Source organism: Spirillospora albida (genome assembly GCF_000718255.1).
GTDB lineage: Bacteria > Actinomycetota > Actinomycetes > Streptosporangiales > Streptosporangiaceae > Spirillospora > Spirillospora albida.
The window spans coordinates 113,264-130,649 of sequence record NZ_JOFJ01000011.1 but is presented as its reverse complement, the minus strand read 5'-3'; the positions used below and the strand labels follow the sequence as shown (position 1 = coordinate 130,649).

The 17,386-nt window shown below is 72.2% G+C and carries 16 protein-coding genes; 8 read left to right on the top strand and 8 right to left on the bottom strand.

Annotated elements, in window-relative coordinates:
- Window positions 1–225 precede the first annotated feature (225 nt).
- From purD to IE99_RS32675, 5 genes are all read left to right on the top strand, one after another.
- Window positions 226–1,476 (top strand): phosphoribosylamine--glycine ligase, encoded by a 1,251-nt coding sequence (gene purD, locus IE99_RS0116105; RefSeq protein WP_030170674.1) that lies wholly within the window; start codon window positions 226–228, stop codon window positions 1,474–1,476.
- A gap of 52 nt (window positions 1,477–1,528) precedes the next feature.
- Window positions 1,529–2,650 (top strand): low temperature requirement protein A, encoded by a 1,122-nt coding sequence (locus IE99_RS0116100; protein WP_037559500.1) that lies wholly within the window; start codon window positions 1,529–1,531, stop codon window positions 2,648–2,650.
- A gap of 159 nt (window positions 2,651–2,809) precedes the next feature.
- Window positions 2,810–4,120, top strand: coding sequence for an adenylosuccinate lyase (gene purB, locus IE99_RS0116095; RefSeq protein WP_030170668.1), 1,311 nt, complete (start codon window positions 2,810–2,812; stop codon window positions 4,118–4,120).
- Window positions 4,121–4,152: 32 nt separating this feature from the next.
- Window positions 4,153–4,935, top strand: a complete 783-nt coding sequence (locus tag IE99_RS32680) for an MOSC domain-containing protein (protein ID WP_030170666.1) — start codon at window positions 4,153–4,155, stop codon at window positions 4,933–4,935.
- Window positions 4,932–5,786, top strand: coding sequence for a phosphoribosylaminoimidazolesuccinocarboxamide synthase (locus tag IE99_RS32675; protein ID WP_030170663.1), 855 nt, complete (start codon window positions 4,932–4,934; stop codon window positions 5,784–5,786). The genes IE99_RS32680 and IE99_RS32675 overlap by 4 nt, the downstream gene beginning before the upstream one ends.
- Window positions 5,787–5,813: 27 nt before the next feature.
- Here IE99_RS32675 and IE99_RS31915 read toward each other — a convergent pair whose 3' ends face one another.
- Window positions 5,814–6,860, bottom strand: a complete 1,047-nt coding sequence (locus IE99_RS31915; RefSeq protein WP_157610342.1) for a suppressor of fused domain protein — start codon at window positions 6,858–6,860, stop codon at window positions 5,814–5,816.
- Between the two features lie 248 nt (window positions 6,861–7,108).
- Here IE99_RS31915 and murA point away from each other — a divergent pair, with 248 nt between their 5' ends.
- Together murA and IE99_RS0116070 are read left to right on the top strand one after the other, a co-directional pair.
- Window positions 7,109–8,395: a UDP-N-acetylglucosamine 1-carboxyvinyltransferase gene (murA, locus tag IE99_RS0116075; RefSeq protein ID WP_037559541.1), complete on the top strand. Its 1,287-nt coding sequence runs from the start codon at window positions 7,109–7,111 to the stop codon at window positions 8,393–8,395.
- A 771-nt stretch (window positions 8,396–9,166) separates the two neighbouring features.
- A complete protein-coding gene (locus tag IE99_RS0116070) occupies window positions 9,167–10,498 on the top strand; it encodes a transcriptional regulator (RefSeq protein ID WP_030170645.1) in 1,332 nt (443 codons plus the stop codon).
- Between the two features lie 126 nt (window positions 10,499–10,624).
- Here the strand turns inward: IE99_RS0116070 and hisC are convergent, their stop codons facing one another.
- The 6 genes from hisC to IE99_RS0116040 form a co-directional block, all read right to left on the bottom strand.
- Entirely contained in the window at window positions 10,625–11,704 is a 1,080-nt protein-coding gene (gene hisC, locus IE99_RS0116065; protein ID WP_030170642.1) for a histidinol-phosphate transaminase, read from the bottom strand.
- Between the two features lie 55 nt (window positions 11,705–11,759).
- Window positions 11,760–12,443: an NUDIX hydrolase gene (locus tag IE99_RS0116060; RefSeq protein ID WP_030170638.1), complete on the bottom strand. Its 684-nt coding sequence runs from the start codon at window positions 12,441–12,443 to the stop codon at window positions 11,760–11,762.
- A 112-nt stretch (window positions 12,444–12,555) separates the two neighbouring features.
- The gene (locus IE99_RS0116055) at window positions 12,556–13,887 is read right to left on the bottom strand and encodes an SPFH domain-containing protein (protein WP_051712569.1); all 1,332 of its coding nucleotides are present in this window, start codon (window positions 13,885–13,887) and stop codon (window positions 12,556–12,558) included.
- A gap of 94 nt (window positions 13,888–13,981) precedes the next feature.
- Window positions 13,982–14,185 carry a hypothetical protein gene (locus IE99_RS0116050; protein ID WP_030170633.1) on the bottom strand — a complete coding sequence of 68 codons (204 nt, stop codon included), beginning with the start codon at window positions 14,183–14,185 and terminating at the stop codon, window positions 13,982–13,984.
- A gap of 82 nt (window positions 14,186–14,267) precedes the next feature.
- Complete coding sequence (locus IE99_RS0116045) at window positions 14,268–15,035, bottom strand: hypothetical protein (RefSeq protein WP_084219534.1); 768 nt, start codon at window positions 15,033–15,035, stop codon at window positions 14,268–14,270.
- Window positions 15,036–15,048: 13 nt separating this feature from the next.
- A complete protein-coding gene (locus IE99_RS0116040; protein ID WP_037559498.1) occupies window positions 15,049–15,723 on the bottom strand; it encodes a lysophospholipid acyltransferase family protein in 675 nt (224 codons plus the stop codon).
- Window positions 15,724–16,179: 456 nt separating this feature from the next.
- On the opposite strand from IE99_RS0116040, the gene IE99_RS0116035 reads away from it, so the two are divergent.
- Window positions 16,180–16,527: an STAS domain-containing protein gene (locus IE99_RS0116035; protein ID WP_030170625.1), complete on the top strand. Its 348-nt coding sequence runs from the start codon at window positions 16,180–16,182 to the stop codon at window positions 16,525–16,527.
- 42 nt (window positions 16,528–16,569) lie between these two features.
- Here the strand turns inward: IE99_RS0116035 and IE99_RS0116030 are convergent, their stop codons facing one another.
- Complete coding sequence (locus IE99_RS0116030) at window positions 16,570–17,376, bottom strand: glutamate ABC transporter substrate-binding protein (RefSeq protein WP_030170621.1); 807 nt, start codon at window positions 17,374–17,376, stop codon at window positions 16,570–16,572.
- Between the last annotated feature and the right edge of the window lie 10 nt (window positions 17,377–17,386).

The window sequence follows — 17,386 nt, the reverse complement described above, 5'->3', positions numbered from 1 at the left end:
GACGGATGGGCGGTCACGTTCGGACTGTGAGGGTTCTCCGGCGAACTGCAAGGATCACCAGGACTCATCCCGACCACCTCCTTCCGCGCTGGGCACCAGGCCGGTCGCAGCCTATCAGCCGACCATTACGACTCCGGGGGACAACGCGGAAGTCGCGTAAGCCCGCTCTCACCGGCGGAAGCCGGGAGCGCCGTGCGGGAGCGCCGACCGCTAGAGTCGCGTCACGTGCGAGTACTCGTCCTTGGATCGGGTGGCCGCGAGCACGCGCTCGCCCGCGCCCTGCATCGCGACCCTGCCGTCACCGCCCTCCACTGCGCCCCGGGGAACCCGGGCACCGCGGAGATCGCGGCCAACCACCAGCTCGACCCGACCGATCCGGCGGCGGTGACGGAGCTGGCCCAGCGGCTGTCCGTCTCCCTCGTGGTGGTCGGTCCCGAGGTGGTGCTGATGGCCGGGGTCGGGGACGCGCTTCGCGAGGCGGGCATCCCCTGCTTCGGCCCCGACCGGGCGGCGGCCCGCATCGAGGGTTCCAAGGCGTTCGCCAAGGAGGTCATGGCGGCCGCGGGCGTACCGACCGCCGCCGCGCACGTCTGCGAGACGTCATCGCAGGCCGACGCGGCGCTGGACGCGTTCGGCCCGCCCTACGTCGTGAAGGACGACGGGCTGGCGGCCGGCAAGGGCGTCGTCGTGACGGAGGACCGCGACGCGGCGTCCGAGCACGCCGCCGCCTGCGAGCGGGTCGTCATCGAGGAGTATTTGGACGGCCCCGAGGTGTCGCTGTTCGCGCTGTGCGACGGGGAGAACGCCGTCCCGCTGATGCCCGCCCAGGACTTCAAGCGCGCCCGCGACGGCGACGAGGGGCCCAACACCGGCGGGATGGGCGCCTACACGCCGCTGCCGTGGGCGCCGCCGGGCCTGGTCGACGAGGTCATGGCGACGGTCGTGCAGCCGGTCGTGGACGAGATGCGCCGCCGCGAGACGCCGTACGTGGGCGTCCTGTACGTGGGCCTCGCGCTGACGTCGCAGGGCGTCCGGGTGGTGGAGTTCAACGCGCGCTTCGGCGACCCGGAGACGCAGGTCGTCCTGGACCGCCTGGCGACCCCCGTGGCGACGCTGCTGCAGGCGTGCGCGATCGGCGGACTCGACCCCGAGACCCGCCTCGACTGGCATCCGGGCGCCGCCGTCACCGTCGTCGTGGCCGCCGAGGGCTACCCGGCCGCTCCGGTCAAGGGCGACCCGATCACCGGCCTGGACGAGGCGAACGCCGTCGAAGGCGCCTACGTCCTGCACGCGGGCACGAGCACGGACGAGGAGGGGCGCCTCGTCGCCAACGGCGGCCGCGTCCTGAACGTGGTGGGCACCGGCGCCGCCCTGCCCGAGGCCCGCGCCGCCGCCTACGAGGCCGTGTCCAAGATCGGCCTGCGCGGGTCCCACCACCGCACCGACATCGCGCGGGCGGCCCTCGAGACCATGTGATGATCAGCTGATCACGGCGACGACAACCCCATAGCGCGAAGGCGGTCCCCCCATGACCGAGCCCCCCGAAGAGGTCCACCGCGTCACGACCCTGGAGCTGTTCTTCGACCTCGTCTTCGTCTTCGCCGTCACGCAGCTGACCGGGGTCCTGGTCAAGGAGCTGAACCCCCTCGGCCTCCTCCAGGTCGTGCTCATGTTCGGCGTCCTGTGGTGGATGTACGGCGGCTACGCCTGGCTGACGAACATGACCGCGCCGACGACCCCGGTCCGGCGGCTGCTGATCCTCGTCGGCATGGGCGGCTTCTTCATGGTCGCGCTCGCGACCCCGACCGCGTTCAAGGGCGGCGGGGTCGTGTGGGGGCTCGGCTACCTCATCCTCGTCCTGGCCCACGTCGTCCTGTACGCGCAGGGCAACCGGCACATCCTGCGGGTGGTGCCCGCCAACCTGCTGGCCGCCGCCCTGATCATCACCGCGGGCCTCCTCGACCACGGCGCCGCCGTGTACGTCCTGTGGACGCTGGCGCTCGTCGTCCCGATCGTCCAGCCGTACATCGTGCCGCCGGGCGGCCGGTTCGTGATCAGGGCGGTCCACATCGTGGAACGGCACGGCCTGCTCGTGATGATCACCCTGGGCGAGTCCATCATCGCGATCGGCGTCGGCGTCGAGGGCCTCGACCTGGACGCGGGTCTCGTCACCGCCTGCCTGCTCGGCCTCGCGCTCGCCGCCGTCGTCTGGTGGAGCTACTTCGGCCGGGACGACGCGCGCGCGGAGGAGTCCCTCGCCGCGGCCGGCGACGCCGACCGCGCCCAGATGACGATGTTCGGCTACTTCTACGCCCACATCCCCGTCATCGTCGGCGTCATCGTCGCCGCCGCCGGCATGAAGAAGGCCGTCGGTCACGCATGGGAGCACCTGGACCCCGCCCCCGCCCTTGCCCTCTCGGGAGGCGTGGCCGTGTACCTGGCGGGCGACGTCCTGTTCCGCCGCATCGTCCGCATCGGCCCGTCCCGCATCAGACTCGCGGCGGCGGCGGCCGCCCTGGCCGTGACGCCCCTCGGCCTGTGGATCGCCGCGGTCGAGCTGGCCGCGCTGATCGCCGTCCTGGCGACGGCCCTGGCCGTCGAGCACCGCGCGGGAAACCGAAGCCGCCGGCCCCAGCCCGCGACGACCTGAACCGTCGCGATCGCGAGCGAAGCCAGGGACGAGCGAAGCGAGACCCTGATCGCGCAGCGAGCCCCCCGGGGCGAGTCGGAGCGATGCAGCGATCGCACGTTGCGGTTCGCTGCGGAGGGCCGTCAAGGCCCTGCGCGGCGAACTGCAACAATGAGCACCGTGATCGAGCGCTACACCCTGCCTGAGATGGGCCGCGTCTGGAGTGACGCGCACAAGTACGAGCTGTGGTGCCAGGTGGAGACCCTCGTGGTCGAGGCCCATGCCGAGGCGGGCACGATCCCGCCGGAGGTGGTGGAGCCGGTCCGCAAGGCGCCGCCGCCGACGCCCGAGGCGGTGCACGCGATCGAGGCCGTCACCCAGCACGACGTCATCGCGTTCCTGTCGGCGTGGGCGGACAACACCGAGCCCCGCGAGGCCGCCCGGTACGTCCACTTCGGCATGACGTCGTCCGACCTGCTGGACACGGCGCTCGCGCTGCAGCTCGTCGAGGCCACCGACATCCTGCTGGAGAAGTCCGACAAGCTGGTCGCGACGCTGCGCGACCACGCGCTCGCCCACCAGGGCACCCTGCGGGTCGGCCGCACGCACGGCATCCACGGCGAGCCGGACGTGTGGGGGCACCGCGTCGCCGACTTCGCGTTCGCCGCGGCCCGGTCCCGCGACCGGCTGCGCCGGGCCCGCGAGGCCGTCGGCGTGATGGCGATCTCCGGCGCGGTCGGGACGTACTCCAACATCGACCCGGCGATCGAGCAGCACGTCGCCCGCCGGCTCGGGCTGAAGTCCGCGGACGTGTCGACGCAGGTCGTCATCCGGGACGGCATCAGCGAGTGGGTGTCCGCGCTCGCGATCATGGCGACGGTGTGCGAGGCGATCGCGCTGGAGGTCCGGCACGGGCAGCGCACCGAGGTCCGGGAGCTGTGGGAGCCGTTCGGGAAGGGCCAGAAGGGCTCGTCCGCGATGCCGCACAAGAAGAACCCGATCATCTCGGAGCGGCTGGCCGGGATGGCGCGGATCGTCCGGGCGCAGATCGTCCCGGTGCTGGAGGGCATTCCGCTCTGGCACGAGCGCGACATCTCGCACTCCTCGACGGAGCGGATCGCGCTGCCGGACGCGTCCATCGCGCTCGACTACATGCTGAACCTGACGAACCGCCTGATGTCCGGGCTCGTCGTCGACGAGGCGCGGATGAAGGAGAACCTGGAGTCGACCGGCGGGCTCATCTACACCTCCACCGTGCTCCTCGAGCTCGTCGAGGCGGGCATGTCGCGGGACGACGAGGCGTACCCGCTCGTCCAGAAGGCCGCGATGGAGACATGGGAGACGGGCGTGCCGTTCCGGGAGACGCTCCGCGTCCGCGCAGCCGAGGCCGGCCTGACACTGGACGAGGCGCGCCTCGACGAGGTCTGCCGTCCCGAGCGGTTCGTGCAGCGCCTCGATCCGCTCTTCAACCGCCTCAGGGCGCTCGCGTAGCCTCGGAAGACCCGCCGAGCGATGGAGGGCCTGTGACGGCGACCCTGACGGAACTGAACGTGTACCCGCTCAAGGGCGGCCGCGGCACCGCGCTGCGCACGGCCGAGCTGACCCCGCGCGGGCTCCGGCACGACCGCGAGTTCATGCTCGTGACGCCGGATGGCCGGTTCCTGTCGCAGCGCGAGCTCGCCGCGATGGCGCTGCTCCGGCCGTCCTACGACGGCGACGTCCTCGCCGTCGGCGCGCTCGGCGCGGAGCCGTTCGTCCACAAGCCGGTGGACGACGGCGAGGTGCTCGACGTCATGGTCCACCGCACCGAATGCCAGGGCGTCGATCAGGGGGACGAGGCGGCCGCCTGGTTCGGGGCGTTCCTCGGCGTCGACTGCCGGCTCGTCCGGTTCACCGGGCACCGGGCCACGTCGCGGGGCGACGGCGAGATCATGTTCGCCGACGCCTACCCGCTGCTGCTGCTCTCCGCCGAGTCGCTCGCCGACCTGAACGGGCGGCTGGACGCCCCGCTGCCGATGAACCGGTTCCGGCCGAGCGTCGTCGTCGAGGGCCTCGGCCCCTACGGCGAGGACGCCGTGCGCACCCTCCGCATCGGCGAAACCGTCATCGAGGCGGTGAAGCCGTGCGCCCGCTGCCTCGTCACCACCACCGACCAGGACACCGGCGAGCGCGGCCGAGAGCCGCTGCGGACGCTGGCGTCCTACCGCACCCGCGACAGGGGCATCCAGTTCGGCATGAACTGCGTGCCCCGCACCACCGGGACCATCGCCGTCGGCGATCCGGTGGAGATTCTGGAGACCCTTTGAAGCACCTGCACAGCGGGAAGGTCCGGGACCTCTACGAGCTGCCCGGCGGCGAGCTCGTCATGGTCGCCCGGGACACGATCTCGGCGTTCGACTTCGTCCTGGACACCCCCATCCCGGACAAGGGCCGGATCCTGACCCGGTTGTCGCTGTGGTGGTTCGAGCGGCTCGCCGACCTGCTGCCCCACCACGTCCTCAGCACCGAGCCCCCGCCGGGCGCACCGGCGGAATGGGCGGGCCGGACGATCGTGGCCCGCCGCCTCGACATGGTGAAGGTCGAGTGCGTCGCCCGCGGCTACCTCACGGGCTCGGGCCTCAAGGACTACCGGGCGACCGGTGCGGTCTGCGGCGTCGCGCTGCCGCCCGGCCTCATGGACGGCTCCCGCCTGCCCGAGCCGATCTTCACGCCGACCACCAAGGCCGACGTCGGCGACCACGACGAGCCGATGACGTTCGCCGAGGTCGAGGCGGCCGTCGGCGCGGACGTCGCGGCCCGGCTGCGCGACACCACCCTCGCCGTCTACGGGCGCGGCGCCGAGATCGCCCGCGAGCGCGGCATCATCGTCGCCGATACCAAGATCGAGCTGGGCTGGGCCCCCGACGGCGAGCTCGTCCTGGCCGACGAGGTGTTGACGCCCGACTCGTCCCGATTCTGGCCGCTGGACGCGTGGAAGCCCGGACATCCGCAGCCGTCGTTCGACAAGCAGTTCGTCCGGGACTGGCTGCTGTCGCCGGAGTCGGGCTGGGACCGCGCGTCCGGCGCGGCCCCGCCGCCCCTCCCGCCCGACATCATCGAGCGGACCCGGGCGAAGTACGTCGAGGCCTACGAGCGCCTCACCGGCGAGAGGTTCTGACGCCCGACGGCCCGTCCGGCGCGGCCGTCACCCGACCACCTCGCCGGTCTTCTCGCCGTACTGGTCGCGCATCTCCGTGGGGACGATCTCGATCGTGAGGCCCGGGAGGGACGCGACCGGCGTGCTGCCCGCGGTGGGGCGGATGGCGGCCGTGAGGTCGCCGACGGCGCTCTCCGGGACGTGGACGACGAGCTGCCCCTCGTCCGGTTCCTCGACCGCGTAGGCGTCTCCGGGGGCGAAGACGAGCATGGCGTCCTCGGCCTGGAGCATCAGCGGGCGGCCGTGGGGCAGGCGGCCGCCGAGGGCCTCCGCGAGCGCCGTGGCCTGGAGCGCGCCGAGCCGGAGGGTGGTGGCGTCGCCGGAACGGTCCCAGCCCACCGTCGAGACGTAGAGGGCGCCGCTGCTCGATCCGTCCCGCTCGGTGCCCTCCCGGACCGTCCGGGCGATCTCCGGGTCGTCGAGCAGGGACCGGCGGCCCGGGTCGGTGACGAAGAGCGGGAGGTGCGGGGCCAGGGTGTCCAGCAGCGCCGTGGTGCTCCACCGGCCGCCGGCGGCGTACTCGTCCGTCGTGAGCCCGACCACCTGCAGGAACTGGACGCGGCCGTGCGGCGTCGCGATCGTGCCGAGCTCCGGGTCCTCGACGAACGCGAGCGCGCGGACGTCGGAGTCCTCCCGCTCCGCCTCGATCGGGCCGTTCACGTTCATGTGGTGGCCCGGTTCGAACCAGTTGCCGGACGTGAAGACGTACCGGGCGAGGTTCTGCAGCAGGTTCGCGGCCCAGACGGGCGGTTCCGCGTCGGCCTCGTCCCGGACGAGCCGGAACGTGAACTCGAACCCCCAGCCCGACTCCGCCGGGTCGCTCTCCTCGCCCTTCTCGTACAGCTCCGTCATGCCGTACGAGATGTAGTGCCAGTGCGGGACGGGCTCCGTCCGCGCGTAGACGCTGATCCCGTCGAGGGGGTCGGGCCCGCCCAGCGCCCACTTCAGGAGTGTGGCGAGGTGGTGGGGCTCGGTGTCGCCGTAGAGCGGACGCAACGCGTCGTCGATCGCGTCCCAGCCGGGAGAATCAGCCATGATGGTCACCCTAGTGGCGGTTCGCCCGAAGGATGGCCGACCTTCGATTTTCCGTGGTGAAGGCGAACTTTTGCGGGTCACGGGGGATCAAAACGATCAGACGACGCCACGGAGGCGCGGGCCGGACACCTCACCCCGGCTCGGTGGTTTACTGGGGTCGCGTCGGCGTGACGGCACACCGTTCGTCCTCGTGGCCCCGCCACTTGATCCGGTAGGCACTTATCCCAGAAGGAGTTGGCGGCATGAGCTTGGGCCACGATGTCCGGTACCGCGTGCGCGGCGGTCGGCGGCTGCACGGAACCGTGTTCATCCAGGGTGCGAAGAACGCGGTGCTTCCGATGATCGGCGCCTCGCTCATGGCGGCCGAGGGCCGCACGGTGCTGCGGAACGTCCCCATCATCGAGGACGTGCGGCGCGCGGTGGAGCTCGCCCGGGCCATCGGCGCGAAGGCCGAGCTGCACGAGGCCGAGCGCACCCTCGTCATCGACGCGCGGACGCTGTCCAGCCCGGTCCTGCCCGCCGACATCGCGTCCCGGTTCCGTGGTTCGTTCCTGTTCGTCCCGGCGTTGCTGCACCGGCTCGGCGAGGCCGTGATCGAGGGCGTCGGCGGCTGCAACCTGGGCAGCCGCAACCTGGACTTCCACTACAACGGGTTCAAGCGGATGGGCGCCACGGTGACGGAGCACGTCGCCGACAACGGCGACGGCATCATCCACATCAAGGCGGGCGACCTGCGCGGCGGCACGCTGTACTGCGACACCCCCTCGCACACCGGCACCGAGAACCTCATCATGGCGGCGGCGCTGGCGCACGGCACCACGCTCATCAAGAACGCGGCGCTGGAGCCGGAGGTGCTGGACAACATCGCGATCCTGCGCGCCATGGGCGCGAAGATCAGCGGTGGCGGCACCGGCTTCATCACGGTCGAGGGAGTGGACCGGCTGGCCGCCGTCGAGCACACCGTGATGCCCGACCGGATCGACGCCGGCGTGTTCGTGATGGCCACCGCGATCACCGGTGGCGAGCTGAGCCTGGTCGGCGCGAGCCTGGAGCACCTCGGCGTCGCGGGCGACAAGCTGGAGCAGATGGGCGTGGAGTTCCACCAGCAGGGCGCGGTCCTGCAGGTCCGCCGGGAGCGGACGCTCCGCCCGATCAACGTGATCACCGACGAGTACCCGGGTTTCGCCACCGACCTGCAGTCGCCGATCATGGCGCTGTCGTGCCTGGCCGAGGGGCCGTCCTACATCTACGAGCGCATCTTCGACGGCCGGTTCAAGCTGGCCGACGAGCTCCGCAAGATGGGCGCCGACATCGAGGTGGACGGCAACCGGGCGAAGGTGAACGGGCCGCGCGCGCTGCGCGGTGCCGAGGTCGAGGCGCACGACCTGCGGTGCGGCAGCGCGCTCGTCCTCGCCGGGCTGGCCGCCGAGGGCGAGACGACGATCACCTCGGCGTACTACCTGGACCGGGGGCACGCCCACACGGCGGAGCGGCTGTCGCAGCTCGGTGCGGACATCACCCGCGAGGTCGGCTGACCCGGCGGTCATTTCTCGGCGCCCGGTTCCCTCGGTTCACCGAAGGGCCGGGCGTTTCGCGTTCGCGCCCGCATCGTCCACCGGATTCGCGGGGATCGGCCGCAAGTGGCCGATCCTGACCAACTTCGACGAGGCCCCTGACGAATGCTGTAACACGCCGCTCTGGACGGGTAACCATATGCGGTCGAACGGCTACACATCGACCCCCGCTTGCGCCCGAGCAAAGTCACATAAAGTGCGTCTCAACTGCACAAACAGGGTGGCTCTGGAGCTGACGGGAACGTTCCCATAGCGCGGAAGTCTCAACGGTACGCGACACGCCGCGAGCGACCGCCGAATCACGTGTCTTAGCACTGTCGTGCCGTCGGAACGACATCGTCCCTCGGGTCCGCGACCCAAACCGGCGGAGACCGTCCCCGAGGCGAGCATCAGCGCCACGGCCCGGCCGCTCGGGTGTTTTCGGGTCTTGTGTTTCCACTTCGGACGACCCAAGATGCAGGATCATGACTGGCCGAATGGTGACAAATGACTGACCGGGGGGTCGCGTAGGTTAGTTTTTCGCCGCACCCTTGATTCGATTTCGCGTCCGGGCGTCACACATCGCCGTCCTGGACCGATCTGCCCACTGAGGAACGAATCGCCGGGGAAACTGCGGTGCTGGGTCAGAAGGCAGGGGCGACACGCCATGAATCAACCGTTGGGCGGGGCCCGCGCGCAAGCGCGGCCGGGGCCGCGCCCCCGAGAGGCTGGACCGGAAGCGAGCGATCATCGATGACGGCGGCACGAACGGGGTCGGTGGCACCCGACCTCACGATCGGCGTCGTGGGCCCCCATGACCTCGTCGAACGGGTCATGCTGATGGGCCACGGCCCCACCCCGGTACCGAGCCGGCTGGTGGCCGCCGCGTACAGGGACGAACAGGAGGCGGCCGACAAGGTCGTGCGCCTCGGCTCCGGGGTGGACGTGTGCCTGTTCGCCAGCCCCGTCCCGTACGACTTCGCCCGCAAGGCGGGAGTGCTCACCATGCCGGCGACGTACGTCCCGCTGAACGGCGCCGCCCTCCAGGGCGCCCTCCTGCGGGCGTCCCTCGACGAGCGCTTCGACCCGTCACGGGTCAGCATCGACGTGCTGGGCCGCGCCGAGGTCGAGGAGGCCTACGCCGAGATCAGCCTCGGCACCGAGCAGGTCCACCTGCGCGAGGAGGCCGCCGGTCCCGGCACGCTCGCCGCGTTCCACGAGCGCCTCTGGCGCCGCGGCGCGACCACGGTCGCGATGACGTGCGTGCACGCTACCGCCGAGCGCATGGAGATGGCGGGCGTCCCGACGATCCGGGTCCGGCCAACGGGCGCCGCGATCCGCAGCTCCCTCCAGACCGCCGCGCTGCTCGGCGCGCACCACCGGCTGGAGGAGTCGCAGCTCGTGGTCGTCCTCGTGGACGTCCCGACGCTCCGCGAGACGCCGCGCCGCGTCACCCCCCGCTACTGGCGCGACGAGCTGAAGCTGGCGCTGCACCGCGTCCTCCTCCAGGAGGCGCACCGCATGAACGCGTCCGTGTGGCCGCTGGACGACCACAGCTATCTCGTCATCGCGACCCGTGGTTCCGTCACCGCCTCCACCGAGGGTTTCCGGACGCCCCCGTTCGTCGAACGCGTCCGCGAGGAACTCGGCCTCGCCATCGAGGTCGGCATCGGCATGGGTCGCACGGCCCACGAGGCGGAGAACCACGCACGCGCCGCCCTCGCGCGCTCCCAGAGCTCCCAGCGCGCCCAGGGGTTCGCCCTGGACCGCGACGGCCGCGCCCTCGTCCCCGCGCCGCGCACACCGCCGCGCACCCAGCCGCAGGCGAAGCCGAAGGGCCTGGAGATCCTCGCCCGCCTCGCCGACAAGCTCGGCGACCAGGACCAGCCCCTCATCGTGGACGCGGAGAACGCCGGCAAGATGCTGGGCGTCACCCCCCGCACCGCCCGCCGCCTGCTCCGCACCCTCGTGGAGGAGGGCCTGGCCTGGCCCCTCCCGCCGAACCGCACCCCGCAGCCGGGCCGCCCCCGCCAGCTCTACCGCCTCATCGTCGAGAAGCTGGGCCCTAAGGCGGGCACCGCCTGACCGGACGCCGGGGGACGGCGCACCGCCCAGGAGCCTGAGCGTCGCCGGCGGGGCACCCGTCCCGGGTGGCCGTGCTCGATCCCGGCCCCGGTGTGCCGCCGGGCGGCACACCGGGGCCGCGAAGCGTCAGGTGCGGTGGGGGTAGGTCGTCGCCACTGCCAGGAAGGCGTCGTTCTCCTCCGGGCCGCCGATCGAGACGCGGGCGCCTTCGCCCGGGAAGGGGCGGACGCTCACGCCCTGGGCGTCGCAGGCGGCGGAGAAGTCCAGGGTGTGCTCACCGAGGCGGAGCCAGACGAAGTTGGCCTCGGTGTGAGGGATCGTCCAGCCGGCGGCGCGGAGGGTGCCCGCGACGCGGTCGCGCTCCTTGACCGTGCCCTCCACGCGGGCGAGGAGTTCGTCGGCGGCGGCCAGCGACGCGATGCCGGCGGCCTGGGCGACGGAGTTCACGCTGAACGGCAGGAAGACCTTGCGGAGCGCCGCCGCGATGACCGGGTGCGCCACCAGGAAGCCCAGTCGGAGGCCCGCCAGGCCGTACGCCTTGGAGAAGGTGCGCAGGATCGCCAGGTTCGGGCGGTCGCCGTAGAGCTCCAGGCCGTCCGGCACCTCGTCGTCGCGGACGTACTCGCGGTACGCCTCGTCCAGCACCACCAGGCAGTCGGCGGGGACGCGGTCGAGGAACGCCTCCAGCTCCGCGCGGCGGACGACCGTGCCGGTCGGATTGTTCGGGTTGCAGACGAAGATGAGGCGCGTCCGGTCGGTGATGGCGCCCGCGATGGCGTCGAGGTCGTGGGTCTCGTCGCGGAGCGGGACCTGCACGGCGGTGGCGCCGGAGAGGGCCACCAGGACGGGGTAGGCCTCGAACGAGCGCCAGGCGTAGATCACCTCGGCGCCGGGCTCGGCGACGGCCTCCAGGAGCATCTGGGAGACGCCGACCGAGCCGCAGCCGAGCGCGATGTGGTCGGCGGGCACACCGTGGTGCGCGGCGATGGCGTCGGTCACCGCGGCGGCCGTGTTGTCGGGGTAGCGGTTGATGGTCCGGGCGGCCTCGCCGATGGCGTCCAGCACGGACGGGAGGGGGCCGTGCGGCGACTCGTTCGACGACAGCTTGTAGCTGCGGCCCTCGGGCGACACCACGACCTTGCCGGGCTTGTAGGCCGCGAACCGGTCGAGGACGGAGCGGAAGCGGGGTGTGGCTTCTCTGGGCATGCGCCCAGCCTAAGGGGCGCGGGGCCGCCGGTAGGGCGCGGGCGGGGACCGCCGGTCAGCCGCGGGCGGCCGCGGGGCGAAGCATCGGCGGGCGGAGCTGCTCGGCGTCGCCGCGCGTGTAGAGCCGGGCGGGACGGCCGCCGTCGCGGGTGGTGGTGCGGTCCGTCGGGATGAGGAAGCGGTCGGCGCCGGTGACCTTGCGGTGGAAGTTGCGCGGGTCGAGGGGCGTCCCCCACACGATCTCGTAGACGCGGCGGAGTTCGGCGACGGTGAACTCGGGCGGGCAGAACGCGGCGGCGAGCGAGGTGTACTCCAGCTTGGCGCGCGCCCGCTCGACGCCGTCGCAGAGGATCCGGCGGTGGTCGAACGCGGCGCGGTCGCGCCCGATGAGGTCGTCGACGGCCGTCCACAGGACCTGGGCCCGGCTGGAGGCGGGCAGGTCCGGCGCGAGGCCGAGGTAGGTGACGCTGACGACGCGCTGGCGGGGGTCGCGGTCGGGATAGCCGTAGGTGGCGAGCTGCTCCAGATGGATCCGGACGTCCGCGAGCCCGGCGCGCTCGGCCATCAGCCGGGACGCGGCGTCGTCGAGGTCCTCGTCGAGCTGGATGAACCCGCCGGGCAGCGACCAGGCCCCGTCGTAGGGGGCGCGGTCGCGCCGCCACATCAGCGCGCAGAGCCGCTGCGCCCGCACGGTGAGGACGACGAGGTCGACGGTGACGGCGAGCCGCGGGACGGACATGGTCCCGAACTTATCGGCCCCCGGTGACTGTTAGGGCCCGAATACCCGGCGGAACGCCGACGGCCCGGCCGGGGTGCCCGGCCGGGCCGTCCGGTGCCCGCGCGTCCGCGGGTCAGCTGTCCTTCGCGCTCTCCACGGGGGCGGTCGGGAGGGGCGCGGGAGCCGATCCGTTGCCGTTGGTCATCCCGGCGAGCAGCTGGCGTGCGACGCCCAGGCCGGTACCGCCCAGCGTGAGGGCCTTGGCGAGCATGTCCTCGACGCCCTCGGCGCCGTTGAGGACGACCATGTTGTCGACGTTGCCGAACACCTTCGCGCCGGCCTCGACGATCTGCGGCCACTGCTCGGCGAGCTGCTGCGCGATGACCGCGTCGGTGTTCTCCGCGAGGGCGACGGCGCGGGCCTTGATCGCCTCGGCCTCGGCGAGGCCCTTCTGCCGGATCGCGTCGGCGTCCGCCTGACCGAGCAGCCGGGTGGCCTCGGCTTGGCGCTCGGCCCGCAACTGGATCTCGGTCGCCGCGGCCTGCGCCTGCGCGATCTGCTCGTCCCGCTGCGCCTCGGCCAGCTTCACCCGCTCGTACGCGCGGGCGTCGGCGGGCTTGCGGATCTCGCTCTCCAGGCGCTTCTCGGTGCGCTCGGCCTCCAGCTCGGCGTTGCGGGTCTCCTTGAGGATGACCTCCTGGCGGGCCTGCTGCGCCGCCTGCTGGACCTGGCCCTCGTATTCGGCCTTCTTCATCTCCGTGTCCCGGATGACGGCCGCGTTCTGCCGCTCGGTCTCCTGCTCGCGCTCGGTGGCCTCCTGGTTCCGCTCGGCCTCCGCGATGCGGGCGGCGGCGGCGACCTTCGCGGCGTGCGGGCGGCCGAGGTTGGTGATGTAGCCGGTCTCGTCGTCGATCTCCTGGATCTGGAGGGAGTCGACGACCAGGCCGAGCTTGTTCATCTCCTCGGCGGCGGAGCTGCGGGTCTCACCGGTGAGGCGCTCGCGGTTGAGGATGAGGTCCTCGACGGTGAGGTTGCCGATGATGGAGCGCAGGTGGCCGGTGAACAGCTCGTGGATCGCGCCGTCCATGGAGCCCTGCTGCTCGAGGAAGCGGCGGGCGGCGTTGGCGATGGAGACGAAGTCGTCCCCGACCTTGTAGATGACGACGCCGCGCACCTTGACCGGGATCCCCTGCTGGGTGACGCAGCTGACCTCGAGGTTGGCGGCGCGGCTGTCGAGCCGCAGGCGGCGGGCGACCTGGAACCCCGGCAGGACGGACGTGCCCTTGCCGGTCACGATCTTGAAGCCGAGGCTGTCCACCCCGTCGATCGGCTTGGACCTGGCACCCAGACCGGAGATGATCAGTGCTTCGTTCGGCTCGGCGACCCGCCACACCATCTTGAACAGCACGATCAACAGGATGACGGCGGCGACGGCGGCTACGGCCACCATGACGGCCATGGGCATCCGGCCCCTCCTTTCCGTTCGGGCGCCAGATCCCCCGGGGGGTTCCGTACGCGTTTCCCAGTAGACGCAGGCCGGACGCGAACGGTTGCGTCGCTCAGGGGCCGAAAGCGGACGCCACGTACACCGTGCGCGGCGGGTGGTACTCGACCACGACGACGATGGTCCCGACGCCGATCTCGTCGCGGGGGTCGGCGGGATGCGCGTAGAACGCCTCCACCCCGCCCCGGATCGGGATCATGACCTCCCCGACCAGTCCGGGCCCGATCCGTCCCGTGACCCGCCCTTCCTTACCGATCAAGCTGTGCTCCCTCGCGATCGCGACGGTCGGCGCCTTGACGGCCAAGACTAGTGGTTGGGGTACCGGTTGGGCCTTTCCCGGCTTACGGGAGGATCCGGGCGGCCTGGGCGAGCGCCTGGGCGGCGAGGCGCTCGGCCTCCGCCTTCGTCGCCTTCGGGCCGTACAGGCTGAGGGTGACCAGGTACCGGCCGCCCTTCACGACGACGTACCAGGTGTGGGTGCGGGCGCCGCCGGTCACGGTCGTGACGCCGACCGTCCGGGAGCCCTCCCCGAGGTCGCCGCGCGGCGACTCGACGACGCGGTGCGCGGACCAGGTGCCGCCGATGCGGGTGCGGAACGTCCGGCAGGACGCGGGGACGCGGACGCTCAGCTGGCGCTCCGCGGCGGCGCCGGCGAGGCCCATGAGCGTCTCGGTGGCGATCGTCCCTCCCTCCCCGGTGAAGGTGGCGAGGGCGGTGGGGACGTCGCCGCCGACCTCGGTGGCGGGGGTGGCCGCCCCGGCGCAGCGGGGCTTGTCGAGGCGGGTCTGGCGGCGGAGGAGGTCGGCGTTCTGGACGGACTTCAGCGCGCGGTACTCGCCGGCGTCGGGCTCGCCCGCCCGCCGGTGGCCGGGCGCCTCGGTGAGCAGCGCCTGCTCCAGCTGGGCGGCGGTGTAGGGGGAGCCGGCGAGCGCGGCGCGGCCGGTGGTCGCCGGGCCGTTCGCGCCGCCGGAGCCGGACGCGCCGCCGCCGCAGCCCGCGGCCGCCAGCGCCGTGCCCAGCACGGCGCCCAGCACGGCACGCCTCGGAGGCACCGCGAGGAGGGAGAGCCGCCGGTACGCCATGTCCGCGACCTTACGGGCGAACGGCATGCGTACGGGACACTCAGGACGGTGTGTCGGCGCGTCCGTTGTAGACGGCGGCGTACTCCTGGCCCGACATCTTCTGGATCGTGTCGACGATCTCGTCGGTGACGGCGCGCCGCGCCTTCGCGGGCGGCAGGTCGCGGTACTGGGAGAAGTCCATCGGGGCGCCGATGCGGACGGTGGGGCGCGGGCCGAAGACGCGGGGCCGGGACGCGCCGATCGGCTGGATCCGCTCGGTGCCCTCCAGCGCGACCGGCAGGACGCGGGCGCCGGACTCGAGGACGAGCCAGCCGACGCCCGTCCGGCCGCGGTAGAGCCGCCCGTCCGGGGAGCGGGTGCCCTCCGGGTAGATCGCGAACGCGCCGCCGGCGGCGAGGATCTCGACGGCCTGCTCCAGCGCGCCCATCGCGGCGCGCTGGGCGCCGCGCTGCACGGGCACGTGGCCGAGGTTGCCGAGGAACCAGCGGACGAGGTTCCTGCGCGGCCCGCCGCCCGCGAAGTACTCGGCCTTGGCGATGTAGGTGACGGGCCGGGGAACGGCGAGGGGAATGATGAAACTGTCGATGAAGGACAGGTGGTTGCTCGCGACGATGAGCGGCCCGTCCGCGGGCACATTCTCCCCGCCGACCACGCGCGGCCGGAAAACCAGCCACAGGATCGGACGCACCACGTACGTCAGGAACGTGTAGAACACCCGGCCTCCCGAATTCACCAACGTCACTGTACTGTCCGGGCGGCCGCGTCCTCCCGGTCGGCGTGCGCTTTCGGCCGAACGTTCGGCCGATGGTCCATGCGCAGGTCACGGCGATGGCGCGTCCCGACATACCACTTGTATCGAGCTACTCGTAACTTTCCCCCCTTTTCCCAACAATCCTGCGGCGCCACCATTCTTACCGTTTAGTAAGTTTCTCTCCGGCAGGTCACCGGAACGATTCCGCCGGACGATTCCTCCGGTACGTCCGGCGGATCTTCGAAATCCCCTGCCCGCACGGGGATTCCGGCGCACCGGGGCGGCCCGGCGCGGCGCCCTCCGAGCCGTTGCGGACCGATGGCGCCGCCGGGGCGCCCGGTCCGATTCCTCCGGAACCACTTGGAATACGGGCACGGGTGAGCAATCCTGAGGAGTCACCCCGACACGTGAGGTGACCTCATGGACTTCGACATCAGCCTGCTGCACGACGGACGCTGCGCGCTCGTCCGCGCCCAGGGCGACATCGACCTGGTCTCCCGCGCGGGCTTCGAGAGGGCTCTGTTCCACGCCGTCGAGACCGGCGACCCCGTGGTCGTCGACATGCGCGGGGTGACGTTCTGCGACTCGGCGGGCCTCAACGCCGTCGTCGCCGCGCACCGGCGGGCGCTCGAGCGGGGCACGCACGTCTCCCTCATCGCGCTGCCGCCGCGCGTCCAGCGGGTGTTCCGCATCACCGGCATCGACAGGTTCGTCCCGATTCATGACACGCTCCGCGACGCGCTCGGCGCGCTCCCGACCGCGCTCTGACCGGCACGCCCGGCCGGACTCTCTTGGAACGCTCCCAACCGGTTAGGAGCAGCCCTCGAACTGCGGGACGCTCGTCGTCAGCTTCAGCCCCGACCGGCCGAACCACTTGTTCAGCAGCCGCTCGGCCGTCCCGTCCTGGTACATCCGCGTGATGGCCCGGTTGACCTCCGCGCAGCCCTCCAGATCGCCCTTCCGCAGGCCGACGCCGTACTTCTCGTCCGTGAACGGGGCGTTCACGATCCGGACGTCGCGTCCGGCGGCGAACCCGGCGAGGATCAGGTCGTCGGTCGACACCGCGTCCAGGCGTCCGCCCGCCAGGTCACCCATGCAGGCCGCGTAGGTCGGCGCGGCGACCCGCCGCGCCGCGACGTTCCGCTCCTCGATGACGCGCCGCCACGAGTTCGACCCGGTCACCTCGCAGATCCGCCGGCCCCTGAGGTCGCGGACGTTCCGCACCCCGAGGTCGTCGCCGCGGACGAGGGTGTCCTGGTGGGCGATGTAGTACGGGCCCGCGAACGTCACCTGCGTCTTGCGCTTCGGGGTGATCGAGTACGTCGCGACGACCATGTCGACCTCCCCGGACGCGAGGGCCTTCTCCCGCACCGACGAGTTCGTCGTCGTGAACCTGATCCGGCTCCTCGGCACGCCGAGCCGCCCCGCGATGTAGGTCGCGACGTCCACGTCGAAGCCCTCGTACCCGTTCCGGCCCTTCAACCCGAGGCCCGGCTGGTCGGCCTTCACCCCGATGACCAGGGAGCGCTCGCCCGCGACGCCGCGCCGCTCGGCGCCCTCCAGCCCGCAGGCGCAGAGCGCCGAGAGCACCGCGATCGCGGCCGCGACGATCCGCATCGTGTCCCCT